The following is a 26,789-nucleotide window of genomic DNA, read 5'->3' as shown; positions in this document are numbered from 1 at the left end:
GGGCGTGGGAGGCCCGCTCAGGCGGTCGGGTCGACCGTCGCCCGGTGGGCCTCGGCGAGATGTTCCTCGGCCTTGAGCCAGGGCAGGAACTGGACGCCCTTGCCCCAGCCGCAGGTGTCGCAGCTCAGCTGCCGCTGCATCCCCGACTTCCGTACGTGGACGACATGTTCACGGCCGTGCTGATCCCATCTGCTGACCTTGCTCGTGGTCATGGACGGCATCCGAGCCTCCTGTTGACGCATTGACGCAACTGCTCAGCGTGGACAGTGTGCAACGAAGCCCCCGGTTCCGTACGAGGAACCGGGGGCTTCGCCGTGAAACCGTGGTGCGTCAGCAGCCCAGCAGTCGGGCGCCGAGGTAGGCCTGGATCTGGTCCAGGGAGACGCGCTCCTGCTTCATGGTGTCGCGCTCGCGCACGGTCACCGCGTTGTCATCGAGGGTGTCGAAGTCGACGGTGACGCAGAACGGCGTACCGATCTCGTCCTGACGACGGTAGCGCCGGCCGATGGCACCCGCGTCGTCGAACTCGATGTTCCAGTTCTTCCGCAGGTCGGTCGCGAGGCCCTTGGCCTTCGGCGACAGCTGCGGGTTGCGGGACAGCGGCAGGACGGCGACCTTGACCGGCGCGAGGCGCGGGTCGAGGCGCATCACGGTGCGCTTCTCCATGACGCCCTTGGCGTTGGGCGCCTCGTCCTCGATGTAGGCGTCGAGGAGGAAGGCGAGCATCGCGCGGCCGACACCGGCTGCCGGCTCGATGACGTACGGAGTCCAGCGCTCGCCGGCCTCCTGGTCGAAGAAGGACAGGTCCGTGCCCGAGGCCTTGGAGTGCGCCTTGAGGTCGTAGTCCGTGCGGTTGGCGACGCCCTCCAGCTCGCCCCACTCGCTGCCGCCGAAGCGGAAGCGGTACTCGATGTCAGCGGTGCGCTTGGAGTAGTGCGAGAGCTTCTCCTGCGGGTGCTCGAACCACCGCATGTTCTCCTCGCGCAGGCCCAGGCCGGTGTACCAGTTCCAGCGCTGCTCCATCCAGTACTCCTGCCACTTCTCGTCCTCGCCCGGCTTGACGAAGAACTCCATCTCCATCTGCTCGAACTCGCGGGTGCGGAAGATGAAGTTGCCCGGAGTGATCTCGTTCCGGAAGGACTTGCCCATCTGGGCGATACCGAACGGCGGCTTCTTGCGCGAAGTCTGCTGCACCTGGCCGAAGTTGGTGAAGATGCCCTGGGCGGTCTCGGGACGCAGGTAGGCGACCGAGCCGGAGTCCTGGGTCGGGCCGAGGTGGGTGGAGAGCAGACCCGAGAACTGCTTGGGCTCGGTGAAGGTGCCCTTGTTGCCGCAGTTGGGGCAGTTGAGCTCGCTCAGGCCGTTCGCGGGCGCGTGGCCGTGCTTCTCCTCGTACGCCTCCTCCAGGTGGTCGGCGCGGAAGCGCTTGTGACAGGAGGTGCACTCGGTCAGCGGGTCGGTGAACGTGGCGACATGGCCGGAGGCGACCCAGACCTCGGGGGCCAGGATGACCGACGAGTCGAGTCCGACCACGTCCTCGCGCGAGGTGACCATGTAGCGCCACCACTGGCGCTTGAGGTTCTCCTTCAGCTCGACGCCCAGCGGCCCGTAGTCCCAGGCGGCGCGCTGACCACCGTAGATCTCACTGCAGGGATAGACGAAGCCACGGCGCTTGCTCAGGCTGACGATGGAGTCGATCTTGTCGGCGGCCACGGTGCTCTCTTCATTACGACGACGAAATTGGACAAGGGTGGCGCGAAGCGCCTCGGTGGGGGGTGGTGGTCGGGAGACGGGCGGGCGAATGCTTCAGATTACCGGCGGGCACGCCCCTTGGATCAAATCGGTATCGGCGCAGTCGGCCGAGGGGTCATCCCATCAGCCTTGTTGACAATCGTTTCCAGTTTTGTTGAAAATGACTGTCATGAACGTAAGCCGCCTCATACCCACGACCGCCGTCGCCGGAGCAGTCGTCCTCGGCCTCACCGCCTGCTCCGCCTCGGATGCCGCCGACCACAAGAACGGCGACAAGCTGAACGTGGTGGCCTCGTTCTATCCGATGCAGTTCCTGGCCGAGCAGATCGGCGGAAACCACGTCTCCGTCACCACGCTGACCAAGCCGGGCGTCGAGCCGCACGATCTGGAGCTCACCCCGCGGCAGATCGGCGGACTCGGCGACGCCGACTACATCCTTTACCTCAAGGGCATCCAGCCCGCCGTCGACGACGCGATCAAGCTGTCCGAGTCGACCCACAGCGTCGACGCGGCGAAGCTGACCACGCTGGAGGACCACGGCACCGAGACCGGCGGCGACGAACACGGCCACGAGCACGAGCACGAGGGCGAGGGCGCCGGGGCCGACCCGCACATCTGGCTGGACCCGGTGAAGTACGCCGAGGTCGCCAAGGGCGTCGGCGCGTCCCTGGAGAAGACCGACCCCGGCCACGCCGCGGACTACCGCAAGAACACGGACGCCCTGGTCAAGAGGCTCGACACGCTGAACACGGCGTACGAGACGGGCCTGCGGAACACCGCCACCAAGACGTTCGTCACCACCCACTCCGCCTTCGGCTACCTCGCCGAGCGCTATGGCCTGGTCCAGGAGGGCATCGCCGGCATCGACCCCGAGGCCGAGCCCAGCCCCGCCCGGATCCAGGAGATCCACACCATCGCGGAGAAGAGCAAGGCCACCACCGTCTTCTTCGAGACCCTCGCCAGCGACAAGACCGCGAAGACCGTCGCGGCGGACACCGGCCTGAGGACCGACGTCCTCGACCCGCTCGAGGGAATCACCGACAAGTCCAAGGGCGACAACTACTTCGAGGTCATGCAGTCCAACCTCGCCGCCCTCCAGAAGGCGCTCGGCGCGAAGTGACCCTCGTAACACCCGCCACAGCAGCATCGGAGGCGCTCATGCCCGAGCCCGGGAGCACCACGACCGAACCCGTGATAGCCCTGCGCGGCGCCACGGCCACGCTCGGCGCACGCCCCGTGCTGCGCGGCATCGACCTGACCGTCCGCCGCGGCGAGGTCGCCGCCCTGCTCGGCGCCAACGGCTCGGGCAAGTCGACCGCCGTACGCTCCGTCATCGGCCAGGTCCCGCTCACCGGCGGCTCCATCGAGCTGTTCGGCACCCCGCTGCGCCGCTTCCGCAGCTGGGCGCGGATCGGCTACGTACCCCAGCGCACCACGGCGGCCGGCGGAGTGCCCGCCACGATCCGTGAGGTCGTCTCCTCCGGGCGCCTGTCCCGTACGAAGCTGGGACTGCTCCGCAAGGCCGACCGGGCCGCCGTCGACCGGGCCATCGACCTCGTGGGCCTCGCCGACCGGGCCAAGGACTCCGTGAACGCGCTCTCCGGCGGGCAGCACCAGCGGGTGCTGATCGCCCGGGCGCTGGCCGCCGAACCGGAGCTGCTGATCATGGACGAGCCGATGGCCGGCGTCGACCTGGCCAGCCAGGAGATCCTCGCCGCGACGCTCCGCGAACAGGTCGCGGCCGGCACCACGGTGCTGCTCGTGCTGCATGAGCTCGGCCCGCTGGAGCCACTGATCGACCGCGCGATCGTGCTGCGCGACGGCTGTGTGATGCACGACGGGCCGCCCCCGAAGGCGCTGGGCCAGCACGCCCTGCCCGGACACGACCATGTACACCCCCACGCGGCCTCCGAGCCCGTCCGGACGGGACTGCTGAGCTGATCATGGAATTCCTCGACCCTCCGTTCATGCAGCGGGCACTGCTCGCCGCCGTACTGGTCGGCGTCATCGCCCCCGCCGTCGGCATCTATCTCGTCCAGCGCCGCCAGGCCCTGATGGGCGACGGCATCGGCCATATCGCGATGACCGGTGTCGGCCTCGGCTTCCTGCTCTCCACCAGCCCGGTGTGGATGGCCACGGCGGTCGCCGTCGTCGGCGCCGTCGTCATGGAGCTGATCCGCTGGTACGGACGCACCCGCGGCGACATCGCGCTGGCCATGCTGTTCTACGGCGGTATGGCGGGCGGTGTCCTGCTGATCAACCTCTCCGACACCGGCTCCAACGCCAACCTCACCTCATATCTCTTCGGTTCCCTCTCCACGGTCTCCACCGAGGACATCACCGCGATCTGTCTGCTGGCCGCCTTCGTGCTGCTGGTGACGCTGGGGCTGCGACGGCAGTTGTTCGCGGTCAGCCAGGACGAGGAGTTCGCCCGGGTCACCGGGCTGCCGGTGCGCGCACTGAATCTGCTGGTCGCCGTGACGGCGGCGGTGACGGTCACCGTGGCGATGCGGGTCGTCGGGCTGCTGCTGGTCAGCGCGCTGATGGTGGTGCCGGTCGCGGCCGCGCAGCAGATCTCCAGGTCCTTCAAGGTGACGTTCGTACTGTCCGTCGTCATCGGTACGGCGGTGACCCTGGCCGGCACCGTGACCTCGTACTACCAGGACGTCCCGCCCGGCGCGACGATCGTGCTGCTGGCCATCGTGGTCTTCGTCGTCCTGACGCTGCTCGCGACCCCGCTGGCCAGAAGGCGCGCCCGCCGGAGCGAAGCGGCGTCCGAGGAGTGCACTCTTGAGGTATCGGCCTCCCGCCCGGCCACGGACGAGCTCCGGGTTTGACCGTGAAGCCCGGACGGGCTGGCACAATGGCCCGACACAGGTACGGGCGACACGAGGAGGCTGCTGTGGCGACGGCGCCGATCAGTGGAACGAACGCGGCCCCGGTACGCGGCCGGTCGACCCGGCAGCGGGCGGCTGTGGCGGCGGCGCTCGACGAAGTGGACGAGTTCCGCAGCGCCCAGGATCTGCACGACGTACTCAAGCACCGCGGTGACTCGGTCGGGCTGACCACCGTCTACCGCACGCTTCAGTCCCTTGCCGATGCGGGCGAGGTCGATGTGCTGCGCACCACGGACGGCGAGTCCGTGTACCGGCGCTGCTCGACCGGCGACCACCACCACCATCTGGTGTGCCGGATGTGCGGCAAGGCCGTGGAGGTCGAGGGGCCCGCGGTGGAGCAGTGGGCGGAGATGATCGCCACGCAGCACGGGTATGTGAACGTGGCCCACACGGTGGAGATCTTCGGGACGTGCGCGGAGTGCGCGAGCGCGAAGGAATGACGGTCCGGGGGCGGCGCCCCCGGACCCTCCTTCCTCAGCCCTTCGGCTCCTGGGCCGCCTCCACCGCACCGCCGAAGCGCCGGTCCCGCTGGGCGAACTCCAGGCATGCCCGCCACAGGTCACGGCGGTCGAAGTCCGGCCAGAGCACGTCCTGGAAGACCATCTCGGCGTATGCGCTCTGCCAGATCAGGTAGTTGGACGTGCGCTGCTCGCCGCTGGGGCGGACGAAGAGGTCGACGTCCGGCATGTCCGGGTAGTAGATGTACTTCGCGAACGTCTTCTCATTGACCTTGGCCGGGTCCAGCTTCCCGGCCGCGACGTCTTCGGCAATGCGCTGCGCGGCGTCGGCGATCTCGGCCCGGCCACCGTAGTTGACGCAGAAGTACAGCGTCATCCTGTCGTTGTCCTTCGTCTGCTCCTGGGCGACCTGGAGCTCCTGGACGACGGACTTCCACAGCTTCGGCATGCGTCCCACCCAGCGGATGCGGATGCCCAGTTCGTCCATCTCGTCGCGGCGGCGGCGGATGACGTCCCGGTTGAAGTTCATCAGGAACTTCACTTCCTCCGGGGACCGCTTCCAGTTCTCGGTGGAGAACGCGTACAGCGAGAGGTTCTTGACGCCCATCTCGATGCAGCCCTTGAGGACGTCCATGACGACGCCTTCGCCGACCTTGTGGCCCTCGGTGCGCGGGAGGCCGCGTTCCTTGGCCCAGCGGCCGTTGCCGTCCATCACGACGGCGACGTGCTTGGGCACCAGCTCGCCGGGGATCTTCGGGGGCGTGGCACCGGAAGGGTGCGGCTCCGGGGTCTTGTAGTCGCGCCGGTTACGGCCGCCGAGAATCCCGCGTACTGCCATGAACTGTCTCGCTCCCTGTGCCTGATCTGCCTGTGTCACTTCTCTACGTACCGCAGTGAGCGCAGTCCGCGCTCCAGATGCCAGTGCAGATAGGCGGACACCAGTCCGCTGCCCTCCCTGACATGACGCGCCTCGCACGCGTCCGCCGTCTCCCAGTCGCCGGTGAGCAGTGCGCTCAGCAGGGTGACGGCCTCAGCCGAGGGTACGACGCTGCCGGGCACCCGGCAGTCGCCGCATATGACGCCGCCCGCCGCGACGGAGAAGAACCGGTTCGGTCCGGGCATTCCGCACTTCGCGCAGTCCTCGAAGCTGGGTGCGTAGCCGTTGACAGCGAGCGAACGCAGCAGGAAGGCGTCGAGGACGAGATGCGGCTCGTGTTCGCCGCGGGCAAGGGTGCGCAGCCCTCCGACGAGCAGCAGGTATTGCTGAACCGCGGGCTCGCCCTCGTGGTCGGTGAACCGCTCGGCGGTCTCCAGCATCGCGGTGCCCGCGGTGTAGCGGGCGTAGTCGGTGACGATACCGCCGCCGTACGGGGCGATCGTCTCGCTCTGGGTGCAGAGCGGCAGACCGCGGCCGATCAGCTCGCTGCCCCGGGCGAAGAACTGCACATCGACGTGGGAGAAAGGTTCCAGCCGTGCCCCGAACTTGGACTTCGTACGCCGCACGCCGCGCGCGACGGCCCGCACCCGGCCGTGGCCGCGGGTCAGGATCGTGATGATCCGGTCGGCCTCGCCCAGCTTCTGCGTGCGCAGCACCACGCCGTCGTCCCGGAACAAGCTCATGCGTCCATTGTCCGGTACGGGAACAGCTCATCGGGCCCGCCCCCGGGCCGGGGCCGCTCACCTTCCGTCCGCCCCACCGGCGGCCGGTACGACCAGCCCCGATTCGTACGCGACGATCACCAGCTGGGCCCGGTCGCGGGCGCCGACCTTGCCCATGATCCGGCTGACATGGGTCTTCGCGGTGAGCGGGCTGAGGCCGAGGGTCTCCGCGATCTCGGCGTTGTTCAGCCCGCGCCCGACGAGGCAGAGCACCTGACGCTCCCGTTCGGAGAGGCGGTCCGGACCGCCCGGCACTCCGGCGGGCGGGGTCCGGGGGCTGCTCAGCACCCTGGCGATGAGCCGGGCGGTCGGTCCGGGCGAGAGCAGGGACTCGCCCGCCGCCACGGTCCTGATGGCGGCCAGGAGCTCGGCGGGCCTGGTGTCCTTGACCAGAAAGCCGGAGGCGCCCGCACGCAGTGCGTCGACGATGTGTTCATCGGTGTCGTACGTGGTCAGGACCAGCACCTTCACTCCGGCGAGGTGTTCGTCGGCGGCGATGCGGCGGGTCGCCTCGATGCCGTCGAGCTCGGGCATCCGGATGTCCATGACGACGAGGTCGGGCCGGTGCGCGCGGGTCAGCTCGACGGCTTCGAGACCGTTGCCCGCCTGGCCGACGACCTCCATGTCCCGGTCGGACTCGACGAGCATCGCGAAGGCCGCCCGTACCAGGGTCTGGTCGTCGGCGAGCAGTACGCGGATCATGGTGTGGCCTCCACCTCCTGGAACGGCAGCAGCGCCGAGACCTCGAAGCCGCCGCCGGGGCGGGGTCCCGCGTCCAGTGTGCCGCCCGTACTGCGGGCCCGTTCCCGCATGCCCACAATGCCGAACCCCGGTGCGGAACCGTCCTTCGGGGGTCCTGTGCCGTCGTCGATGACGGTGACCCGCAGCGCGTTGCCGCCGTCCGGTGCCACGGCGACCCTGACCTGTACACCGGCTCCCGCGTGCCGTACCGCGTTGGTCAGCGACTCCTGCACGATGCGGTACGCGGCCGCGCCGGTTGCCGGGGCGAGCCGGCCGGCCGGGGCGCGTACCGCGAGGTCGACGTGTGCCCCGGCCGCCTCGGCGGCCCGTACGAGACCGGGCAGCGCCGCCAGATCGGGCAGCGGGCCTTCCGCGTCGTGCCGGCCGTGACTGTCGTGCCGGCCGTCGCGCAACACCTCCAGGGTGGTGCGCAGCTCGGTCCGGGCCTCCCGGCAGGTATCGGCGATGTCCTCCAGCGATGCGGCGATCGCGCGCCGGTCGAGCCGGTCCGGGTCGACGGTCAGGATGTGCGACGCCACCGAGGTCTGGACGCCGATGAGGGTGATGCTGTGGGCCAGCAGATCGTGCAGATCGCGGGCGATCCGCAGCCGTTCCTCGACGACCCGCCGCCGGGCCTCCTCCTCACGGGTGCGCTCGGCGCGTTCGGCGCGTTCCAGCACGGAGGCCATGTACTGGCGGTAGACGCGCACGTCGACGCCGCAGAACAGCACGGCGACGATCCAGCCGGAGATGCGCAGCAGTTCCATGCCCTCATGGGCGTTGATGGTGAGCACCACCGTCACCATGACGGACAGGACGCCGATCCCGGTCAGCAGTGTGCGCAGCGGCCGGCCGGTCGCCGCCACGGTGTAGAGGGCGATCCAGGTCTGCGGCATGGGCGCCGTGTGCGCGTTGTCGAGCGCGTGGTACGGCATGAGGAGCGGGATCATGGCGAGCAGCGCGAGCAGCGGGTTGCGCCGCCGCCAGACGACCGGCACGGCGCTCGCGATGAGCAGCACCCAGCCGAGCGCGTCGGGCGTCCGGGCGGGGTCGGTGAGAAGGGCGAGCACGGCGGAGAGCGCACCGGCGCCCCCCGCTATGAGGGCGTCGGTGCGCGTCTTGTGCGGTGCTTCCATGGGGTCGCGGTTGACGACGGCCAGGATGCGCTCGCGACGGCGCGTGGTTCGGGACACGCTTGCCATCCTCCGGTACGGGTGGGGAAACCGTCAGGCGGTTGTGAGGAGTTCGGGTTCGCGGGGGCCGTCGGGTGCGGTGGGGGTCCGGCTGAGTGCGCCGGGCCACCAGATCTTCCGCTGGAGTGCCACGCTCGCCGAGGTCACCAGATAGGTGCGGACGAGGAAGGTGTCGAGGAGTACGCCGACGGCGATGACGAAGCCCATCTGGACCAGGCTCACCATCGGCATGTTCATCAGGACCGCGAAGGTGGCCGCGAGCACCAGGCCCGCCGAGGCGATCACCCCGCCCGTGGTGCGCAGTGCGGTGAGTGCGGCGGTTGTCGGTGCGGCGCCGGAGAGGGTCTCCTCGCGGACCCGGTGCATCAGGAAGATGCCGTAGTCGACGCCGAGTGCCACCAGGAAGACGAAGGACAGCAGCGGCAGCCCGGGGTCGGTGCCCTTCATTCCGAGGAGCGGCTCGAAGACGAGTCCGCCGATGCCGAGCGAGGCGCCCCACACCGCGACGACGGCGGCGACCAGCAGCAGCGGAGCGACGAGGCTGCGCAGTAGTGCGATCAGGATCAGCAGGACGGAGATCAGGACGAGCGGTACGACGATCCTGAGGTCACGGGCGTTGGCCGTCTCCGCGTCCATCTGCTGGGCGCTGGGCCCGCCGACGTGGCTGCCGTCCAGAAAGTCGCGCAGGGCCTCGATGGTCGCCCGCTCCCCCGCGGACTCGGGCCGGTCGGTGGCGACGACGGACAGTTCGGTCCAGCCGCCGCCGCTGCGGCCGCGTTCGACGGCGGCGACGCCCTCGGTGGCACGGGCCTTCGCCAGGGCCGTCCCGGCCCGTTCGGTGGGGGTGATCACGGTGATCGGCTGGGTGGAGCGTCCCGGGTAGGCGGTGGCGAGGGTCTCCATGGCCACGATCGAGTCCGGCTTGCTGGAGAAGGAGTCCTGCTGCTTGAGATCGCCGGGCAGGTTGAACGCACCGAGGGCCGGCGCGCCCAGCAGCACGCCCCCGCAGGCGAGCACGGCCAACGGCCTGCGCCCGGCCGAGCCGCCCATCGCGGCGAACAGCGAACGACGCTGCTTGGGCAGGCTCCCGTACGCGGGGACGAGCGGCCAGAACACCCGGCGGCCCAGCAGCACCAGGAGCGCCGGCAGCAGTGTCGTCATGGCGAGCAGTGCGCAGAGCACCCCGACGGCGGCGATGGGGCCCATGCCCCGGCTGCTGGTGAGGTCGGCGGCGAGGAGGCACAGCAGACCGGCGGCGACGGTGCCGGAGGAGGCGATGACCGCGGGCCCGCAGCCGCGCAGGGCGGCCACCATGGCGTCGTACGGCCGGTCGATGCGGGTCAGTTCCTCCCTGTAGCGGGAGACGAGCAGCAGCGCGTAGTCGGTGCCCGCGCCGAAGACGAGGATGGTCATCACGGCGGAGCTCTGGCCGGTGACGGTGACGTCGAAGCCTCGGTCGAGTCCGTACACGACGGCCATGGACAGGGCGTCGGCGACGCCCGCGACGACGAGCGGCACCAGCCACAGCAGCGGGCTGCGGTAGATGAGGATCAGCAGGATCGCCACGACGGCGACGGTCGTGTAGAGCAGTGGGCCGCCGAGGGACTTGTAGACCTTCTGCGCGTCGGTGTTCAGCGCCCCCGGGCCGCCGACGTCGACACTCAGTCCGCCGCCGCCCTCGGCGACCGCCCGCACCTCGTCGACGAAGGCGGTCCTGGCGTCGTCGTCCTGTCCCGGCTCGGTGGAGGAGACCGGGTACATCAGGGTCGTGCCGTCCTCGGACTGGACGGGGCTCGGTGTCCTGGTGAGTGCGTGGCCGCGGGCGACCTCGGCGGTCTGCTCGGCGGCCAGGGTCCGGTCGGCGGCGGTCAGTCCGCCGTCGCGGTGGTAGACGAGGACGAGTTCGGTGGCCTCGCCGCCGGGCAGCGCGTCCTGGATCTTCGCCACCTGGGTGGAGTCGGCGCTCGCCGGGAGGTAGTCGACGGCGCGGTTGGTCTGTACGCCGCCGAGCTTGGCCGCCAGCGGCCCGGCGAGCGCGATCGCGGCGACCCAGAGGGCAAGGATCGCCCAGGGCAGCACGCGCCGCCGGCTGCGTGGCCGTGACCGCGTGCCACTTGGTTTCGCTGCGGCCCTCATGACGGGCCCCCCTTTCCGCCGGGTGTCTGGTTCCTCTCCAGACTCCCGGCGGAAGGCGGACGGTACGTCGCGCCAGGGGCCGACTTCGCGGCTACTGCCACGGTGGGCGCACGGGGCCGATTACTCCCGAGGGAGTACGCGCCCGGTGCGGACGGGGCCGTTCAGGAGGGGGTACGTGCCGCTGCGACGAGCAGCCGGGCCGTGTCCTCGGCGCAGAGCTGCAGCGCCGCGCCGACCGTGGCCAGCACCTCGCGCTCCGCCGGACCGTACGGGCCGTCGGCGAGGGCGATCCTGGCGCCCTGCAGCAGGATCGACTCGCGTCCGGCGGGGGCCAGATGCGGGGCGAGGGGTTCCAGCGCCTCGTGCAGTTCGATGGCGAGGGCCGCTCCGCAGGCCTCGGCCGCCGGGTCGAAGGCGGAGCCGTTGCCGATGTCGGCGGAGAGGACCTCGACGACGGTGGAGAGCTGTTCCTCCGTGCAGTCGTCGAATCCGGCGTCGCGCACGGTGGCGGCCGCGGTCTCCAGAACCGTACGGGAGGTGGTGCCGCCGGCCGCGAGGACGCCGAGCGCGACCGTGTGGACGGCGTCCCGGAGCAGGGCGGAGAACCGGGTGGTGGTGGGGTGGTCGAGCACATCGGTGTCGAAGTGCGCCCGGCAGGCGGCACATTCGACGACGGGGCCCGCGGTGCCGCGCCGCAGCATCGGCACGCCGAGCACCGCGAAGCGGCGACGGCCGGTGAGCCGACGGTAGTTGCGGTCGCCGCCGCAGCCGGGGCAGAAGAACTCGCCGTCAGCGACGGTGTCCCAGATGGTGCGGATGCCGCAGATACGCAGCTTCATGGCGCGTTGTCCCTGGCCTGGCCGCACGTCGCACACCTCCGTAACTCCCCCGTAGCCCTAAAAGCACGGGAGGTGCCCCCTCCGGCAACATTGCCGTGTGGACGTGATGTTAACCACAGTCGTGATGTGACGTCAGTACCTCGCTCGTCACAACCGCCCGGAGATGGCCGAACCCCGCCCCCCGGAAGCGGGTGGACGGGGTTTTCGGCCGTGCGGACGCGCGCCCTCGCGGGCGCCGGGTCAGCGGGTGGCGCGGTTGACTGCGGAGACGACCGCCTTCAGCGAGGCACGCGTGGTGTTGGCGTCGATGCCGATGCCCCACAGGACCTTTCCGTCGATCGCGCACTCGATGTACGAGGCGGCCTGGGAGCTGGCGCCCTCGCTCATGGTGTGCTCGGTGTAGTCCAGCAGACGGGCATCGATGCCGATGGCCTGCAGCGCTTCGAAGAACGCGGAGATCGGGCCGTTGCCGGTACCGGTCAGTACGGTGTCCGCGCCGTCCACGGTCGCCTCGACGGTGATCGTGTCCTGGCCGTCGGAACCGGTCGTCGTCTGCCCCGAGCGGATCTGTACGCGACCCCATTGAGCCGCAGCGTTCTCCGGGTTGGGCAGGTACTCGTCCTGGAACGTGGACCAGATCTGCGTCGGCGTGACCTCGCCGCCCTCGGCGTCGGTCTTGGCCTGAATGATCCGGGAGAATTCGATCTGCATCCGGCGCGGCAGGTCCAGCTTGTGGTCGTTCTTCAGGACGTAGGCGATTCCGCCCTTGCCGGACTGCGAGTTGACCCGGATGACGGCCTCGTAACTGCGGCCGACGTCCTTCGGGTCGATCGGCAGGTACGGCACTGCCCACTCGATGTCGTCGACCGTCTTGCCCTGGGCGGCCGCGTCGGCCTCCATGGCGTCGAAGCCCTTCTTGATGGCGTCCTGGTGGGAGCCGGAGAAGGCGGTGTAGACCAGGTCGCCCGCGTAGGGGTGGCGCGGGTGGACCTCCATCTGGTTGCAGTACTCGCTGGTGCGGCGGATCTCGTCGATCTGCGAGAAGTCGATCTGTGGGTCGACTCCCTGCGAGAACAGGTTCATGCCCAGGGTGACCAGGTCGACGTTGCCGGTGCGCTCGCCCTGGCCGAACAGGCAGCCCTCGATCCGGTCCGCACCGGCCATGATGGCCAGTTCGGCGGCGGCGACGGCGGTGCCGCGGTCGTTGTGCGGGTGGACCGACAGACAGACGAATTCGCGGCGCGACAGGTTGCGCGACATCCACTCGAACCGGTCCGCGTGCGTGGACGGGGTCGAACGCTCCACGGTGGCGGGCAGGTTGAGGATGATCTCGCGGCCCTCCTCCGGCTGCCAGACGTCACAGACCGCCTCGCAGACCTCCAGGGCGAAGTCCAGTTCGGTGTCGGTGAAGATCTCGGGGCTGTACTGGTAGCCGAAGACCGTCTCCGGGCCCAGCAGCTTCTCCGCGTACTCCATGACCAGCCGGGTGCCGTCCACGGCGATCTGCTTGATGTCGTCCTTCGAGCCGCGGAAGACGACCCGGCGGAAGGTGGGTGCCGTCGCGTTGTACAGGTGCACGGTCGCGCGGCGGGCGCCGACGATGGATTCGACGGTCCGCTCGATCAGGTCCTCGCGGGCCTGCGTCAGTACGGAGATCGTCACGTCCTCGGGGATCGCGCCCTCTTCGATGATGGAACGGACGAACGCGAAGTCGGTCTCGCCGGAGGACGGGAAGCCGACCTCGATCTCCTTGTAGCCCATGCGTACGAGCAGATCGAACATCTCGCGCTTGCGGGCCGGCGACATCGGGTCGATCAGCGCCTGGTTGCCGTCGCGCAGATCGGTGGACAGCCAGCGGGGCGCGACGGTGATCCGGTTGTCCGGCCAGGTGCGGTCGGGGATCTCGACGGCCTCGTAGCGGCCGTACTTGTGGATCGGCATCCCGGACGGCTTCTGCAGCTGAGTCGCGTTGGTGATCGGCGTGGGGCGACCGACGGCGTTCTCGGCGGGGCTCTGAGCGGGATTTGCGGCGGTCATGGCGTACGGCTCCTCGGGGGTCCAACCAATGGGACGGCCGACTGTGTCGCTGCAACACCAGACTCCGCGGGGAGGGGGTCGGCCTACGACTACAGGCCCTCGCCGCGGCAGCTAAGAAGAAGCAGCCCGAAACGCATGATGCGACGAGAGTAGCCGAGAGGCGTCTGATGCGGCCGTCCCGTATCAGTATGCGGGACCGGACGCCGGAAACGCCCAAGAGTGATCAATCACTCCATTTCATCAATTCAGGTCGCAACCGGTGACACAACGATTACCCGGTGCCACAGTCGGCTCCATGCAGCCTCAGTCTCAGTACGGGTTCCACCCCGTCTTCTGCACCATCGTGCCGCCCCATGTCCTCGACAAGCTGTCGCAGTCCGACAACCCCGATCTCGCGGGCCCCGCCCGCCGCACCCTGGAGAGCGACGCCGCCCGCCGCACCCGCCGCCAGATGGCAACGGTCGTCACCGTGCCTGTCGCCCCCGCGACCGAGGGGGAGGCATCCGACAAGCCCGACCGGACGCTGTACGACTGCCGTCACCGCACCCAGCTGCCCGGCACCGAGGTCCGCGCCGAGGGCCAGGAGCCGACGAAGGACGCAAGCGTCAACCGCGCGTACGCGGGACTCGGCGCCACTTTCGAACTGCTGCTCAAGGCGTACGGCCGCCGTTCGATCGACGGCAACGGGCTGCCGCTGATCGGTTCCGTGCACTACGACGAGAAGTACAACAACGCCTTCTTCGACGGCGAGCAGATGGTCTTCGGCGACGGGGACGGGGAGATCTTCCTGGACTTCACCGTCGCCATCGATGTGATCGCCCATGAGCTGGCGCACGGCCTGACCCAGCACACCGCCAATCTGAGCTACTACGGCCAGTCCGGCGCACTCAACGAATCGGTGTCCGACGTCTTCGGCTCCCTGGTCAAGCAGTACTCGCTGGGCCAGAGCGCCGACCAGGCCGACTGGCTGATCGGCGCCGGGCTGCTGGCGCCCCGGGTCCAGGGCGACGCCCTGCGCTCGATGAAGGCGCCGGGAACCGCGTACGACGACGATGTACTCGGCAAGGACCCGCAGCCCGCGTCGATGGAGGACTACGTCCACACCAGCGAGGACAACGGCGGAGTGCACCTCAACTCGGGCATCCCGAACCGCGCGTTCTATCTGCTGGCGACGGCGCTCGGCGGCAATGCGTGGGAGCGGGCCGGTCAGCTCTGGTTCGATGTGCTCACAGGTGGTCAACTGGCCGTGGACGCGGACTTCGCGTCCTTCGCCCGGCTCACGGTGGCCGCGGCCCGCAGCCGCTTCGGGGAGGGCGACGAGGCGGAGGCGGTCCTGAAGGCATGGTCGGAGGTGGGCGTCCCGACCGCGTAGAACAGTTCCGGCCCGTCCGGCGATGGAGGACACCGTATGCGGATTCAGGTCAGCAGGACCGGCGGCTTCGCCGGCATCGCACGCCACCGCGAGGTCGACACCACCGGACGGGCCGACGCCTCGGAGTGGGAGGCCCTGGCCGAATCGGCGCTCGCCGCGGGCCACCCCACCCCGCCCCAGGGCGTACCGGACGGTTTCCGCTACCGGATCACGGTCGGCGACCGGACGGTCCACTGCGCGGACCCGAAATTGACCGAAGCCCAGCGCGCACTGGTCTCACGCGTCCTGAAGGAGGGCGCGTGAGACGGGCGTACCGCTGAATCCACCGAGGCGGCGGTCAGAACCCCGGCTTCCGCAGCTGCTTCGGGCCCCATCCACACGGCCGCCCTCGCGCCCCTCGGCCCCTCGGCCCCCGGGGCCTCGGCGGCTTCGAGCAGCGGCGCCGGCCGGCAGACTCGGGCAGCGGTCAGAACCCCAGTTTCCGCAGCTGCTTCGGATCGCGCTGCCAGTCCTTGGCGACCTTCACATGCAGGTCCAGGAAGACCGGCGTGCCGAGCAGTGCCTCGATGTGCTTGCGCGACTTCGTGCCGACGTCCTTCAGCCGCTTGCCCTTCGGGCCGATGATGATGCCCTTCTGGCTGGGGCGCTCGATGTAGACGTTGGCGTGGATGTCGAGCAGCGGCTTGTCCGCCGGGCGGTTCTCGCGCGGCAGCATCTCCTCGACGACGACCGCGATGGAGTGCGGCAGCTCGTCCCGTACGCCTTCGAGCGCGGCCTCGCGGATCAGCTCCGCGACCATGACCATCTCGGGCTCGTCGGTGAGGTCACCCTCCGGGTAGAGCGGCGGGCTCTCCGGGAGCAGCGGGGCGATCAGATCGGCCAGCAGGCCGACCTGGCCGGCCCCTCTCCCGCCACCACCCTTGTTCACGGGAGCGCGTCCCGCCTCCTGCTCCGCCTTGACCGCGGAGACCGGGACGATCTCCGCCCACTCGAAGCCGAGCTCCTCACCGAGGCGGGAGACGGCGAGCAGCTGTTCGGCGAGCTGCTTGGAGTCGACCAGGTCGGTCTTGGTGATGACGGCGATCTTCGGGGTCTTCTTGATGCCCGCGAGTTCCTTGACGATGTACTTGTCGCCCGGGCCGAGCTTCTGGTCGGCGGGCAGGCAGAAGCCGATGACGTCGACCTCGGCCCAGGTGGTCCGCACGACGTCGTTGAGACGCTCGCCCAGCAGCGTGCGCGGCTTGTGGAGGCCGGGGGTGTCGACGAGGATCAGCTGCGCGTCCTCGCGGTGCACGATGCCGCGCACGGTGTGCCGGGTGGTCTGGGGCCGGTTGGAGGTGATCGCCACCTTCTGGCCGACCAGAGCGTTCGTGAGGGTGGACTTGCCCGCGTTGGGGCGGCCCACGAAGCAGGCGAAGCCGGCCCGGTGGGGGGCGTTGTTCGCAGCCTGCTGTGCAGCGGCTTCTGTGTCAGGTCGAACGCTCATGGCGCCTATTGTCCCCGATCCTGGCGGCCCCATCGCACCAAGGGCCCGGCGCGCCCTGTCGCGTGTCGTCTCAGGCCCTGCGGATACGATTCCGACGGGCCCGAATCCACATCCCCGTACCCCCGCCGACGATCACCAGCAGGACCCCGGCCACCAGCCAGGGCAGTGCGAAGTAGGAGACGGCGGCGGACTCGCGGGTGTCGCGGGCGCTCGCGGTCAGCTCTATCTCGCCCCATTCCAGCTGGGGCGCGTCGGCCCACTGTTCGGTCAGCCTGACCTGCTGGCGGGGCAGCAGTTCGGAGGGGATCTTCTTGAGATCCCGGGCGAGCAGGGTGCGGCCGAAGAGGCCCTCGGCCTTGAGAGCGACCTTGGGGTTGAGGGTGACATTGCCCCGGTTGTGGAGCGTGTACGAGATGACGGCCCGGCTTCTGCCGGTACCCGGGACCAGCGGCTGGGTGTGCTCGACCTCGACGTCGTCGACGGAGAGCGCGGGCATGGTCGGTCCGTTGATCCGCAGATAGATCCGGGCACCCACCGCCTTCTGGATGCCGACGGCGACGGCTCCCGCGTCGGCGGGGTCGATGCGTTCGTCGAGGGCGACGAGTGCGCCGGGGTGGTCGCCCGGCTCGGCATCCTTCGGGACGGTGATGGTGACCGGGACGGTGACCGAGCCGTGCGGGCGCACGGTGACCCGTTCGCGGTCGGTCCTCGCCCAGGCGCCGATCGAGCGCTGTTTCTCGTTCTGGGCGCGGACGGCGAATCCGCCGTCGCGTGCGGTGTTGTAGGCGTCGGCCGCGTACAGCCGGAAGGTCTGCGGCCGGTCCGTCTTGTTGGTGACGGTGACCTTGTCGTCGAGCGTGGCGCCGGGGTCGGCGGAGAGGTAGAAGTAGGGGCGCTGACCGGCCTGTGTGGTGGCCGGGTAGACCGACCAGCTGCCGTTGTCCGCGGCGTGGACCGCGGGGGCTCCGATCAGCATGAGGGCGCCGGCCACGAGGAGTACGTACAGCTTGCGCACGGTGCAAGGCCTCCGGGTCGGTCGGTCGGTCTCGGTCCGGGACGGTCCGGGCGGGTGCGCGCCCGGTCCACCGGTTGATCGGGGCTGCTCGGTCACGTGAGGGTGAGGGTGAGCACGCCGGAGTACGCGCCGGGGGCGGTGTACGCCGGTACGTTCAGCGCGAGCCGGGCGTCGACGGTGAACTCGCCGCCGGTGAAGTTCCCGTTCGGCGTGGACGCCAGCGTGGCGCCCGCGCTGCCGACCGGTCCCTCGGAACCGGCCGCACAGGTGCTGGGGCTGCCGGCCTTCGTCGCGCAGACCGGGGTCCAGCGGAGTGCGGATGCGCCGATCGTCGCGCCGCCGGGACCCTTGAAGTCGGTGACCTTTCCGGTCAGGGACCAGCCGGCGGGGCCGCCGCGGTAGTCCTCGACCGTCACCGTCTGGAGGGAGCCGCGGGAGGCACCGCCCCTCCCGAAGTCGACCGCCGACATCTCGACGGTGTCCCCGGCCTGGACCATGGACAGCGTGCCCGCCTTGACGGACGAGTTGAGCTGTTGACTGCCGTCCGGGATCTCGCCGCCGCCACCGGTGACGGTGTAGGCCTGCGGCCCCGCGCCCTTGGCCGCGTCCCAGCTGCCGCCCTCGTAGGCGACGATGCCGGTGGTCGCGGGATCGTTGACGGTGAGCCGGCCGCTGAAGCCGCCGGAGCCGTCCGCCTTGACGGTGACCGTGTCGGCGGTCCGGGTGTCACCGGCCCGGCCCGCGAGCGTGATGTCCGCGCCCGCGGTGAACTTCGATCCGGTCACGGTGACCGGATCGCCCGCCTTGCCGGATGCGGTCCCGAGCTGGATGGCACGCTCGTTGACCTGGCCGCCGCCGTCCGTCGCGATGATCGTCCCGGAGACGGGAGCGGGCGGGTTCGTCACCGTGCAGGGGGTGTCCAGCTCCATGATGTAGCTGGTGTGGATGTTGTATTCGCCGGGCGACAGCGTGATCTGACCGGGTGCGGTGACCGTGAAGGTGCCGGTCATCGAGAACGACGGGAAGTCGCCCTTGCCGGGTACGGGGTCGTTCTTCTTCGGGCCCGCGACGGTGACGCTCGCGGACTGCGCACCGCCGACGGTGACCTTGCCGGTCGGCGTCATGATGTCGGCGGGCAGCGCCAGATCGACCGGGTTGCTCGCGGCCGGTTTGACGACGGTGTACGTGACCGTGACCGTGTCACCCACCTTCGGGGCGGCGTTGTCGACGGTGATCTCGGCCTTCGTGGTCCCGTCGATCGGCGGGATGCCCGCGATGGCCGGCGGAATGCAGTGGGTGGGGAAGTCCACCGGTACGGAGGCCGTCGCCATGGCCTGCGCGGGGCCTGCGAGTCCCCCTCCCCCGGCGACGACGAGCGCGCCCACGCCCAGCACGGCGGCCCAGCGGCGGCCGCGCACAGGACGTTTTCGGGAATCGGGTCTACGCAGGCTGATTCTTCGAACGGTCGGACGCATGGAGCCCCCTCCTGCCGGATGCGGCGCAGCGGCTCTTCTGCGCCGACAGGGGGCCCATTGACGACTCCGGCCGAAAAGAAGTCAATGGAAGCGAAATGCACCGACTGATGGGCCATCAGATGCTGTCAAGATCCCCATTCCCCTCACATGGTGTGCGAACGCCCCGCGCCGGTGGGGTGCGGGGCGTTCGTACACGGTGTGTGGATTCTGTCGGCGTCAGCCCGCCATCACGCTGCCCCGCAGCGTGCCGTCAGGTCCGGCGAGCAGTACCGGCGTGTCCGGGCCGCCCAGGTCCCGTACCGCGGCGCGGTCCGCGTCCGACGGGGTCTGCGCCTCGGAGACGACCGCGGCCGCCTCCAGCGAGGTGGCGCCGCTGGCCACGGCCATCGCCACGGCGGTCTGCAGTGCACTGAGCTTCAGCGACTCCAGCTGCACGGTGCCCGCGACGTACGTACGCCCGGTCTCGTCCCGTACGGCCGCGCCCTCCGGGACGCCGTTGCGGGCGCGGGCGCTGCGCGCCAGCGTGACGATCTTGCGGTCCTCGGGGCCGAGGTCGGTGCTCTCAGTCATGTGCCGAGCATACGAACCGGGAGGCTCGTTTCCCGCCCCGCCCCACCTTCGCGGGGACCTACGCCCGGTCCAGCCGCAGCCGTTCCGCCTTCGGCAGCCCCGCCACCACCAGGTCGTAGGAGTCCTCGATCAGCTCACGGAGCACCCGGTCCGGCACCCCGGACACCGTCACCGTGTTCCAGTGCCGCTTGTTCATGTGCCAGCCCGGCACGACCGCGTCGTACTCCTCCCTCAGCCGCACCGCCTCGTCCGGATCGCACTTGAGGTTCACCGTCAGCGGTCGCGCATCCGGCGCGGTGAGCGCGAACATCTTGCCGAGCACCTTGAAGACGGACGTCTCCGGCCCGAACGGGAACTCCTCGACGCTCGCGTTGAACTCCAGGCAGAACGCCCTCAGCTGCTGCGGAGTCACCCCGCGTCCACCCCCTGGGGCCCCACGGGCTCCACCAGCACCGTGACGATCTTGTTCCGGCGGCCCGCCGGGGACTCCGCGGTCAGCCGCAGCCGGCGGCCGTCCGGCAGGTCGACGACCGACGACGCCCCGGCGATCGGCACCCGGCCAAGCGCCTTCGCGAGCAGTCCACCGACCGTCTCCACATCCTCGTCGTCGTACTCGTCGAGTCCGAACAGATCCCCGAGGTCGCCGATGTCGAGGCGCGCGGTCACCCGGAAGCAGCCGTTCTCCAGCTCCTGGACGGGCGGGAGTTCGCGGTCGTACTCGTCGGTGATCTCGCCGACGATCTCTTCGAGGATGTCCTCGATGGTGACGATGCCCGCCGTGCCGCCGTACTCGTCGATCACGACGGCGACATGGCTGCGGTCCTGCTGCATCTCGCGCAGCAGATCGCCGGCGTTCTTCGTGTCGGGCACGAACGCCGCCGGCCGCATCGCCGTGGAGACCGGATCGGCCTCCGACTCGCGGTTGATGTGCGTCTTGCGGACCAGGTCCTTGAGGTACACGATGCCGACGATGTCGTCCTCGTTCTCCCCGGTGACGGGTATCCGCGAGAAACCGGAGCGCAGCGCCAGGGTCAGCGCCTGCCGGATCGTCTTGTAGCGCTCGATGCAGACCAGGTCGGTCCGCGGCACCATGACCTCGCGTACGAGCGTGTCACCGAGCTCGAAGACCGAGTGCACCATGCGGCGCTCCTCGTCCTCGATCAGCGACTCCTGCTCGGCGAGGTCGACCATCGCCCGCAGTTCGGCCTCGCTGGCGAACGGTCCCTTGCGGAACCCCTTGCCCGGCGTCAGCGCGTTGCCGATGAGGATCAGCAGCTGCGGGATGGGGCCCATGACCCGGGCCAGCGGCAGCAGGACGTACGCCGCTGCCGTGGCCGTGTTCAGCGGGTGCTGGCGGCCGATGGTGCGCGGCGACACACCGATGGCGACGTAGGACACGAGGACCATCACGGCCATGGCGACGGCCAGGGCCTCCCAGGTCTCCGGGAACTCCTTCAGACAGGCGTACGTGACGAGCACACCGGCCGACATCTCGCAGGCGACCCGCACCAGCAGCGCGACATTGAGATAACGGGTCGGATCCGCCGCGACCTGTTCCAGCTTCTGGCTGCCACGCCGGCCGGAACGGACTGCCTCGGCGGCCCGGAAGCTGGACGTACGGGCGATGCCCGCCTCCGCACAGGCCGCCAGCCAGCCGACGACGACCAGCAGGACGGCACCCAGGACGAGGGGAACGCTCACGACACGGTGGGCGCGGGCGACGGGCCGGTCAGACCGTGCTCGGCGCGCCAGCCGTCGACGATCGCGGCCTGGAGACCGAACATCTCGGCCTTCTCGTCCGGCTCCTCGTGGTCGTACCCGAGGAGATGCAGCACCCCGTGGACGGTGAGGAGCTGGAGCTCCTCGTCCATGGAGTGCTGTGTCTCCGCGTCCTCGCCCTGCTTCTTGGCGACCTCCGGGCAGAGCACGATGTCACCGAGGAGCCCCTGCGGGGGCTCCTCGTCGTCCTTGGACGGCGGACGGAGTTCGTCCATCGGGAAGGACATGACATCCGTGGGTCCCGGCAGGTCCATCCACTGGATGTGGAGCTGCTCCATGGCGTCGGTGTCCACCACGATCACCGAGAGTTCGGAGAGCGGGTGGATCCGCATCCGCGCGAGCGCGTAGCGGGCGATGTCGAGGATCGCCCGCTCGTCGACCTCGGTTCCGGACTCGTTGTTGACATCGATCGACATGGTGCGCTGCGACTACTTCCCGTTGTGACTGTCTCGGCTGTCGTACTTTTCGTACGCGTCGACGATACGGCCGACCAGCTTGTGCCGGACGACATCCTGGGAGGTGAGCCGGGAGAAGTGCACGTCCTCGACGCCGTCCAGGATGTCCTGGACCTGACGCAGACCGCTCTTGGTCCCGTTCGGCAGGTCGACCTGGGTGACGTCACCGGTGACGACGATCTTCGAGTCGAAGCCGAGCCGGGTCAGGAACATCTTCATCTGCTCGGCGCTGGTGTTCTGCGCCTCGTCGAGAATGATGAACGCGTCATTGAGCGTGCGGCCGCGCATGTACGCCAGGGGCGCCACCTCGATCGTGCCCGCCGCCATCAGCCGCGGGATCGAGTCGGGGTCGAGCATGTCGTGGAGCGCGTCGTAGAGCGGGCGCAGATACGGGTCGATCTTCTCGTAGAGCGTGCCCGGCAGGAAGCCGAGCCGCTCGCCCGCCTCGACGGCGGGGCGGGTCAGGATGATCCGGTTGACCTGCTTGGACTGCAGGGCCTGGACCGCCTTCGCCATGGCGAGATAGGTCTTGCCGGTGCCTGCGGGACCGATACCGAAGACGACCGTGTGCTTGTCGATGGCGTCGACGTACCGCTTCTGGTTGAGCGTCTTGGGGCGGATCGTGCGACCGCGGCTGGAGAGGATGTTCTGGGTGAGCACCTCGGCCGGTGTCTCCGGGCCGTCCCCCTCGCCGCTCTCCGTCGCCCTCAGCATGGCGATCGAGCGTTCCACTGCGTCCTCCGTCATCGGCTGACCGGTGCGGAGCACCAGCATCATCTCGTCGAACAGGCGCTGGATCAGGGCGACTTCCGTCGCGTCTCCGGCGGCGCTGACCTCGTTTCCCCGGACATGGATGTCGGCCGCCGGGAAGGCCGTCTCGATCACGCGCAGCAGGGCGTCACCTGAGCCCAGAACGGTCACCATCGGATGCTTGGCCGGAACGGTGAACTGAGCTCGTGCCTGCCCCGGCGCGGGGGTCTGGGCTGTGGATGTCTGAGTCATGGGCCGGCTCTGTGGCCTGCACATACCTCCCGTTGCAAGGTTCTCGCCGATCGACAACCTCTGGATTACCAAGCGTACGACTCCGCGCTGACAACACCGAGGGCTTTTTCGCACACGCTGCGAACAGATGTGCCCGGGGTTACGCCGGTCGGCGGAAGCCGATCGTCGGGACGGCCCGGCGCAGCGGCCACGGCCGGGCGGCGGCGGGCAGCAGTTCCTCCAGGAACGCGTATCGCTGGAGCGCCGCCGGGTCCTGGTCGGCGAAGGTGCGGACCTGCTGCCACCAGGCGGCGATCTCCTCCCAGTCCGGCGCCGACAGCGATCCGCCGAATTCCTGCACCGAGAGCGCCGCGGTGAGTCCGGCGAAGGCCAGCCGGTCGGCCAGCGGCCAGTCCGCCAGGGTGCCGGTGACGAATCCGGCGACGAAGACATCGCCCGCCCCGGTCGGGTCCAGCGCCTCGACCTCGATCGCGGGCACCTCAGCGCTCGCCCCGGTCGCCGCGTCCACCGCGTACGCGCCCTTCGCGCCCAGGGTGACCACGGCGAGCGGCACCCGCTCGGCCAGGGCGTGGGCGGCGGCGCGCGGACAGTCGGTGCGGGTGTAGCGCATCGCCTCCTCGGCGTTGGGCAGGAAGGCCTGGCAGTGCTCCAGGTCGACGAGGGCGTCCAGGTCCCAGTGGCCGGTCTCGTCCCAGCCGACGTCGGCGAAGATCCGGGCGCCGTTCCTGGCCGCCTTGGCGACCCAGGGCTCGCTGCGGCCGGGGACGAGCGAGGCAATGGCGGCCCGGGCACGGGGCGGGCAGCTCGGGAACGCGGGCTCCTCGGCGGGAATCGCGACGCCGGGGGCACCCGCGGGGCCCGGGGCCTCGTGGCCGTGCGAGACCATCGTCCGCTCGCCCTCGTACGCCATCGAGACGGTCACCGGCGAGTGCCAGCCGGGGACGGTGTGCGACATCGACAGATCGATGCCCTCGCCCTGCTCCAGGGCGTCCCAGCAGTACTCCCCGTAGTGGTCGTCGCCGAACGCCGCGGCCAGCGAGGTGTGCAGTCCCAGCCGGGCCAGCGCGGTGGCCATGTTGGCGACCCCGCCGGGGCTGGAGCCCATGCCGCGCGCCCAGGACTCGGTGCCGCGCACCGGGGCGCTGTCCAGGCCGGTGAAGATGATGTCGAGGAAGACCGTGCCGGTGAGGAAGACGTCGCAGTCCGGGTCCTGCGGGGCGCGCAGCCCGTCCAGTGGGTCGATGCCTGGAATGTCTGTGCTCACCTTGCACTCCCCGGTCGTGGCAGATCTGGCCAGTGTGCCCGATTCACCCCCGTAACCGGAGGGTCCGCGCCGCCGCTTCCGGAGGGTCGGCGACGACCCCGCACACACAGACGCTGACCTGCATAAACGACAGCTGCTACCCGGACGCTCGAAGGGTAAACGCATGCGTGGCCCAGATCACACAGGGGCGCCTTTCGGTCACCCTGAAGCAGTTGATACAAATTGGCCCGCGAGCCCCGTCGGCAACAGTCGCCGCCGCGTGCCCCGCCTCCCCCGTATTTCCCGCATTGCCCTCCCCTGCCTTCTCTGCCTCCTTCGGCATGTCTTCAGGAACGCCCATGTCCTCGCGCCCTCGCGCCGCGTGGCCCCTGGTCGCCGTGTTCACCGCCGGTTACCTCGCCGCCTATCTGCTCCCCACCATCGTCGGGCGGCTCTCCGTCTGTCTGGGCCTCAGTACGGCCCAGGCCGGTCTGGTGGGCAGCGCCCTGCTGCTGAGCTCGGCCACCGCCGGGTTCACGCTGGCGGGCCGGGTCGAGACGTACGGACCGCGAAGGGCGGCCCGGACCGGACTGGTGCTGGCCATGGTGGGATACGGCTGCGCAGCGCTGGCGGGCTCCGTGCCGCTGGTGGTCATGGGCGCGATGATCGGCGGCTTCGGCTCCGGTACGGCGACCGCGGTGGCCGCGGCGGGCATCGCCGCCCAGCGCGATCCGCACCGGACCTCGTCGCTCGGTCTGCTCAGCGTCTCCGCGACGGCGGGCGCCCTCTATCTGACGATCCCGCACCTCGGCGGCGGCCACCGGCTGCCGTTCGCCTCGATCGCCCTGGCCGCCCTGCTCGTCTGGCCCGCCACCGCGCGGCTCGGCGGTGCCGCGCCCAGCGGTCCCGCCGCCCCCGTCGCCGGCCGGCTGCCGCACCGCCGTTCCGGTCTGGTGCTGGCGGGCGGAATGCTCGTCTGGTCCATGGCGCAGAACGCGCTGTGGGGCGTCAGCGGCCGGATCGGTGTGGTCCAGGTCGGGCTCTCCGAGGTCACCGTCGGTGCGGTGTTCGCCGCCGCGCTCGGCGCGGGTCTGCTCGGGGTGATGGGCGCCGGAGTGCTGGGCGCCAGGCTCGGCCGTGCGGTGCCGATCGGCCTGGGCACCGTGATCATCGCGGTGAGCATCGTGCTCAGTTCGTCGGCGGGGGATCTCGGTTCGTTCGCGACCGGCGAGATCCTGTGGAACACCGTCTACCCGGTGGTCCTGTCGTATCTGATCGGCCTGGCCGCTTCCCTGGACGTACGCGGTCGCTGGGCGGTGCTCGCGGGCTCCGCGTCATCCGTCGGAGTGGCCTGCGGACCGGTCCTCGGCAGCGTGCTGTCCGAGCAGGCCGGCTACCCGGTCATGGGCCTGGTCCTGGGCGCCGTCACGCTCCTGGTCGCGGCCCCGGTCACGGCTGTCGCTTTGCACACCGGCGGCCGTCCGCTGGTGCCGGGATCGGTGCGCCGCAGGGGCGGCGCACCGGCCGCACTGCTCGCCGTCACCACCGGAGCGGTGCCCGGTGCCGTGCCCAAGCTGGGCGCGCCCGAGCAGGCCGTCACGGAGATCAGCCTGCCCGCGCTGCGTCGCAGGCGTCCGGTCAGGAACGCGTTCCGGACCGCCGGCCCGTCGGGCGGTGCCGGTCAGTCGAACTCGTACGCCTCGACCTCGGCCAGATAGCGCGCCCTGCGCTCCTCGTCGTGGTCGAGGAAGGCCGCCTCGAAGGAGTTGCGGGCCAGCGTGCGCAGTTGCTCACGCTCCAGGCCGAGCGCCTCGTGGACGGCGTGGAAGGTGTCTCCGACGTATCCGCCGAAGTAGGCGGGGTCGTCGGAGTTCACCGTGCAGAGCAGCCCGGCGTCCAGCATGGCCCGCAGCGGGTGGTCCTCCAGGGTGTCGACGGCGCGCAGCCGTACGTTGGACAGCGGGCAGAGCGTGAGCGGCATCCGCTCGGCGACGAGCCGCTTCACCAGGTCCGCGTCCTCCATGCAGCGCAGCCCGTGGTCGATGCGCTCGACCCCGAGGACGTCCAGGGCCTCCCGGATGTACTCGGGCGGGCCCTCCTCGCCTGCGTGGGCGACCTTGCGCAGCCCGAGCGCCCCGGCCACCTCGTACACCTCACGGAACTTGACGGGCGGGTGCCCGACCTCCGCCGAGTCGAGGCCGACCGCGCTGATCCGGTGCAGATACGGCTTCGCGGCCTCCAGGGTCTCCAGCGCCGACTCGGCGGACTGGTCGCGCAGGAAGCACATGATCAGCTGGGTGGAGATGCCGTGCTTCTCCTCGCTGCGGTCCAGCGCCCGGCCGAGCCCGTCGACGACGGTGCCGATCGGGACGCCGCGGGCGGTGTGTGCCTGCGGGTCGAAGAAGATCTCCGCGTGCCGGACGCCCTGGGCGGCGGCGCGGGTGAGATACGCGTCGGCGAGTTCCTCGAAGTCCTCCTCGGTCCGGAGCACCGCCATCAGGGCGTAGTACAGATCGAGGAAGGTCTGCAGATCGTCGAAGAGATAGGCGGTGCGGAGCTCTTCGGTGTTCGCGTACGGCAGCTGCACGCCGTTGCGTTCGGCGAGCGCGAAGGCCAGCTCGGGTTCGAGGGTTCCTTCGATGTGGAGGTGGAGTTCGGCTTTGGGGAGGTGCACGGGTTT

General features: G+C 70.0%; 26 protein-coding genes. 7 read left to right on the top strand and 19 right to left on the bottom strand.

The annotated features are described in order from the left end of the window. Nucleotides 1-17: 17 nt before the first annotated feature. Nucleotides 18-221 carry a hypothetical protein gene (locus tag IEZ15_RS05080; RefSeq protein ID WP_114244413.1) on the bottom strand — a complete coding sequence of 68 codons (204 nt, stop codon included), beginning with the start codon at nt 219-221 and terminating at the stop codon, nt 18-20. A 109-nt stretch (nt 222-330) separates the two neighbouring features. Beyond that, nucleotides 331-1,713 carry a glycine--tRNA ligase gene (locus tag IEZ15_RS05075; protein ID WP_114244414.1) on the bottom strand — a complete coding sequence of 461 codons (1,383 nt, stop codon included), beginning with the start codon at nt 1,711-1,713 and terminating at the stop codon, nt 331-333. 208 nt (nt 1,714-1,921) lie between these two features. Here IEZ15_RS05075 and IEZ15_RS05070 point away from each other — a divergent pair, with 208 nt between their 5' ends. From IEZ15_RS05070 to IEZ15_RS05055, 4 genes are all read left to right on the top strand, one after another. Continuing rightward, a complete protein-coding gene (locus IEZ15_RS05070) occupies nt 1,922-2,872 on the top strand; it encodes a metal ABC transporter substrate-binding protein (protein ID WP_189274528.1) in 951 nt (316 codons plus the stop codon). Between the two features lie 38 nt (nt 2,873-2,910). Beyond that, complete coding sequence (locus IEZ15_RS05065) at nt 2,911-3,693, top strand: metal ABC transporter ATP-binding protein (protein ID WP_189274526.1); 783 nt, start codon at nt 2,911-2,913, stop codon at nt 3,691-3,693. A 2-nt stretch (nt 3,694-3,695) separates the two neighbouring features. Continuing rightward, on the top strand, nt 3,696-4,589 hold the full coding sequence (locus tag IEZ15_RS05060) for a metal ABC transporter permease (protein WP_189274524.1): 894 nt from the start codon (nt 3,696-3,698) through the stop codon (nt 4,587-4,589). 65 nt (nt 4,590-4,654) lie between these two features. Beyond that, a complete protein-coding gene (locus tag IEZ15_RS05055) occupies nt 4,655-5,089 on the top strand; it encodes a Fur family transcriptional regulator (RefSeq protein WP_189274522.1) in 435 nt (144 codons plus the stop codon). A 34-nt stretch (nt 5,090-5,123) separates the two neighbouring features. Here IEZ15_RS05055 and IEZ15_RS05050 read toward each other — a convergent pair whose 3' ends face one another. From IEZ15_RS05050 to leuA, 7 genes are all read right to left on the bottom strand, one after another. Further along, nucleotides 5,124-5,945: an isoprenyl transferase gene (locus IEZ15_RS05050; RefSeq protein ID WP_114244419.1), complete on the bottom strand. Its 822-nt coding sequence runs from the start codon at nt 5,943-5,945 to the stop codon at nt 5,124-5,126. Nucleotides 5,946-5,980: 35 nt separating this feature from the next. Continuing rightward, on the bottom strand, nt 5,981-6,727 hold the full coding sequence (gene recO, locus IEZ15_RS05045; protein WP_093897111.1) for a DNA repair protein RecO: 747 nt from the start codon (nt 6,725-6,727) through the stop codon (nt 5,981-5,983). A gap of 57 nt (nt 6,728-6,784) precedes the next feature. Continuing rightward, nucleotides 6,785-7,468 carry a response regulator transcription factor gene (locus tag IEZ15_RS05040; protein WP_189274520.1) on the bottom strand — a complete coding sequence of 228 codons (684 nt, stop codon included), beginning with the start codon at nt 7,466-7,468 and terminating at the stop codon, nt 6,785-6,787. Then, nucleotides 7,465-8,709, bottom strand: coding sequence for a sensor histidine kinase (locus tag IEZ15_RS05035; RefSeq protein ID WP_229845743.1), 1,245 nt, complete (start codon nt 8,707-8,709; stop codon nt 7,465-7,467). Before IEZ15_RS05035 ends, IEZ15_RS05040 begins: the two co-directional genes overlap by 4 nt. A 24-nt stretch (nt 8,710-8,733) precedes the next feature. Then, on the bottom strand, nt 8,734-10,836 hold the full coding sequence (locus IEZ15_RS05030; protein ID WP_189274518.1) for an MMPL family transporter: 2,103 nt from the start codon (nt 10,834-10,836) through the stop codon (nt 8,734-8,736). Nucleotides 10,837-10,997: 161 nt separating this feature from the next. Continuing rightward, the gene (locus IEZ15_RS05025; RefSeq protein WP_373302493.1) at nt 10,998-11,702 is read right to left on the bottom strand and encodes a TerB family tellurite resistance protein; all 705 of its coding nucleotides are present in this window, start codon (nt 11,700-11,702) and stop codon (nt 10,998-11,000) included. Between the two features lie 213 nt (nt 11,703-11,915). After that, a complete protein-coding gene (gene leuA, locus IEZ15_RS05020; RefSeq protein ID WP_189274513.1) occupies nt 11,916-13,712 on the bottom strand; it encodes a 2-isopropylmalate synthase in 1,797 nt (598 codons plus the stop codon). 295 nt (nt 13,713-14,007) lie between these two features. Here leuA and IEZ15_RS05015 point away from each other — a divergent pair, with 295 nt between their 5' ends. Beyond that, complete coding sequence (locus IEZ15_RS05015; RefSeq protein WP_114244422.1) at nt 14,008-15,084, top strand: M4 family metallopeptidase; 1,077 nt, start codon at nt 14,008-14,010, stop codon at nt 15,082-15,084. A 36-nt stretch (nt 15,085-15,120) separates the two neighbouring features. After that, nucleotides 15,121-15,387, top strand: coding sequence for a protealysin inhibitor emfourin (locus tag IEZ15_RS05010; RefSeq protein ID WP_114244423.1), 267 nt, complete (start codon nt 15,121-15,123; stop codon nt 15,385-15,387). Between the two features lie 163 nt (nt 15,388-15,550). Here IEZ15_RS05010 and IEZ15_RS05005 read toward each other — a convergent pair whose 3' ends face one another. The 9 genes from IEZ15_RS05005 to IEZ15_RS04965 form a co-directional block, all read right to left on the bottom strand. Further along, on the bottom strand, nt 15,551-16,570 hold the full coding sequence (locus IEZ15_RS05005; protein ID WP_189274511.1) for a GTPase Era: 1,020 nt from the start codon (nt 16,568-16,570) through the stop codon (nt 15,551-15,553). A gap of 70 nt (nt 16,571-16,640) precedes the next feature. Then, nucleotides 16,641-17,585: a WxL protein peptidoglycan domain-containing protein gene (locus IEZ15_RS05000; protein WP_189274509.1), complete on the bottom strand. Its 945-nt coding sequence runs from the start codon at nt 17,583-17,585 to the stop codon at nt 16,641-16,643. A 92-nt stretch (nt 17,586-17,677) separates the two neighbouring features. Beyond that, the gene (locus IEZ15_RS04995; protein WP_373302492.1) at nt 17,678-19,060 is read right to left on the bottom strand and encodes a WxL domain-containing protein; all 1,383 of its coding nucleotides are present in this window, start codon (nt 19,058-19,060) and stop codon (nt 17,678-17,680) included. A 216-nt stretch (nt 19,061-19,276) separates the two neighbouring features. Further along, nucleotides 19,277-19,630 (bottom strand): cytidine deaminase-like protein, encoded by a 354-nt coding sequence (locus tag IEZ15_RS04990; RefSeq protein ID WP_189274507.1) that lies wholly within the window; start codon nt 19,628-19,630, stop codon nt 19,277-19,279. A gap of 58 nt (nt 19,631-19,688) precedes the next feature. Then, a complete protein-coding gene (locus IEZ15_RS04985) occupies nt 19,689-20,042 on the bottom strand; it encodes an MmcQ/YjbR family DNA-binding protein (protein ID WP_114244426.1) in 354 nt (117 codons plus the stop codon). Next, nucleotides 20,039-21,331, bottom strand: a complete 1,293-nt coding sequence (locus tag IEZ15_RS04980) for a hemolysin family protein (RefSeq protein ID WP_114244427.1) — start codon at nt 21,329-21,331, stop codon at nt 20,039-20,041. Before IEZ15_RS04980 ends, IEZ15_RS04985 begins: the two co-directional genes overlap by 4 nt. Then, a complete protein-coding gene (gene ybeY / locus IEZ15_RS04975; RefSeq protein ID WP_114244428.1) occupies nt 21,328-21,825 on the bottom strand; it encodes an rRNA maturation RNase YbeY in 498 nt (165 codons plus the stop codon). The genes IEZ15_RS04980 and ybeY overlap by 4 nt, the downstream gene beginning before the upstream one ends. Before the next feature lie 12 nt (nt 21,826-21,837). Beyond that, nucleotides 21,838-22,866: a PhoH family protein gene (locus IEZ15_RS04970; protein WP_114244429.1), complete on the bottom strand. Its 1,029-nt coding sequence runs from the start codon at nt 22,864-22,866 to the stop codon at nt 21,838-21,840. Between the two features lie 139 nt (nt 22,867-23,005). Further along, on the bottom strand, nt 23,006-24,130 hold the full coding sequence (locus tag IEZ15_RS04965; protein ID WP_189274505.1) for a carbohydrate kinase family protein: 1,125 nt from the start codon (nt 24,128-24,130) through the stop codon (nt 23,006-23,008). Nucleotides 24,131-24,468: 338 nt separating this feature from the next. Here IEZ15_RS04965 and IEZ15_RS04960 point away from each other — a divergent pair, with 338 nt between their 5' ends. After that, nucleotides 24,469-25,827, top strand: coding sequence for an MFS transporter (locus tag IEZ15_RS04960; protein WP_114244431.1), 1,359 nt, complete (start codon nt 24,469-24,471; stop codon nt 25,825-25,827). On the opposite strand, the gene IEZ15_RS04955 is transcribed toward IEZ15_RS04960, so the two are convergent. Then, nucleotides 25,791-26,783, bottom strand: coding sequence for an adenosine deaminase (locus IEZ15_RS04955; protein WP_189274503.1), 993 nt, complete (start codon nt 26,781-26,783; stop codon nt 25,791-25,793). The two genes, IEZ15_RS04960 and IEZ15_RS04955, sit on opposite strands and share 37 nt — an antisense overlap. Nucleotides 26,784-26,789 lie beyond the last annotated feature (6 nt).

Origin of the sequence: Streptomyces atratus (genome assembly GCF_014648655.1) — a bacterium.
In the GTDB taxonomy this organism is placed as follows: domain Bacteria; phylum Actinomycetota; class Actinomycetes; order Streptomycetales; family Streptomycetaceae; genus Streptomyces; species Streptomyces atratus.
Note: the sequence above shows the minus strand (reverse complement) of the source record. Positions and strands in the feature narration are given on the sequence as shown.

Excerpts from the sequence above, each read along its gene's own strand:
- IEZ15_RS05080 (WP_114244413.1), bottom strand. The coding sequence starts at position 221 with ATGCCGTCCATGACCACGAGCAAGGTCAGCAGATGGGATCAGCACGGC.
- IEZ15_RS05070 (WP_189274528.1), top strand. The coding sequence starts at position 1,922 with ATGAACGTAAGCCGCCTCATACCCACGACCGCCGTCGCCGGAGCAGTC.
- IEZ15_RS05065 (WP_189274526.1), top strand. The coding sequence starts at position 2,911 with ATGCCCGAGCCCGGGAGCACCACGACCGAACCCGTGATAGCCCTGCGC.
- IEZ15_RS05060 (WP_189274524.1), top strand. The coding sequence starts at position 3,696 with ATGGAATTCCTCGACCCTCCGTTCATGCAGCGGGCACTGCTCGCCGCC.
- IEZ15_RS05050 (WP_114244419.1), bottom strand. The coding sequence starts at position 5,945 with ATGGCAGTACGCGGGATTCTCGGCGGCCGTAACCGGCGCGACTACAAG.
- recO (WP_093897111.1), bottom strand. The coding sequence starts at position 6,727 with ATGAGCTTGTTCCGGGACGACGGCGTGGTGCTGCGCACGCAGAAGCTG.
- IEZ15_RS05040 (WP_189274520.1), bottom strand. The coding sequence starts at position 7,468 with ATGATCCGCGTACTGCTCGCCGACGACCAGACCCTGGTACGGGCGGCC.
- IEZ15_RS05035 (WP_229845743.1), bottom strand. The coding sequence starts at position 8,709 with ATGGCAAGCGTGTCCCGAACCACGCGCCGTCGCGAGCGCATCCTGGCC.
- IEZ15_RS05030 (WP_189274518.1), bottom strand. The coding sequence starts at position 10,836 with ATGAGGGCCGCAGCGAAACCAAGTGGCACGCGGTCACGGCCACGCAGC.
- leuA (WP_189274513.1), bottom strand. The coding sequence starts at position 13,712 with ATGACCGCCGCAAATCCCGCTCAGAGCCCCGCCGAGAACGCCGTCGGT.
- IEZ15_RS05015 (WP_114244422.1), top strand. The coding sequence starts at position 14,008 with ATGCAGCCTCAGTCTCAGTACGGGTTCCACCCCGTCTTCTGCACCATC.
- IEZ15_RS05010 (WP_114244423.1), top strand. The coding sequence starts at position 15,121 with ATGCGGATTCAGGTCAGCAGGACCGGCGGCTTCGCCGGCATCGCACGC.
- IEZ15_RS05005 (WP_189274511.1), bottom strand. The coding sequence starts at position 16,570 with ATGAGCGTTCGACCTGACACAGAAGCCGCTGCACAGCAGGCTGCGAAC.
- IEZ15_RS04995 (WP_373302492.1), bottom strand. The coding sequence starts at position 19,060 with ATGCGTCCGACCGTTCGAAGAATCAGCCTGCGTAGACCCGATTCCCGA.
- IEZ15_RS04990 (WP_189274507.1), bottom strand. The coding sequence starts at position 19,630 with ATGACTGAGAGCACCGACCTCGGCCCCGAGGACCGCAAGATCGTCACG.
- ybeY (WP_114244428.1), bottom strand. The coding sequence starts at position 21,825 with ATGTCGATCGATGTCAACAACGAGTCCGGAACCGAGGTCGACGAGCGG.
- IEZ15_RS04970 (WP_114244429.1), bottom strand. The coding sequence starts at position 22,866 with ATGACTCAGACATCCACAGCCCAGACCCCCGCGCCGGGGCAGGCACGA.
- IEZ15_RS04960 (WP_114244431.1), top strand. The coding sequence starts at position 24,469 with ATGTCCTCGCGCCCTCGCGCCGCGTGGCCCCTGGTCGCCGTGTTCACC.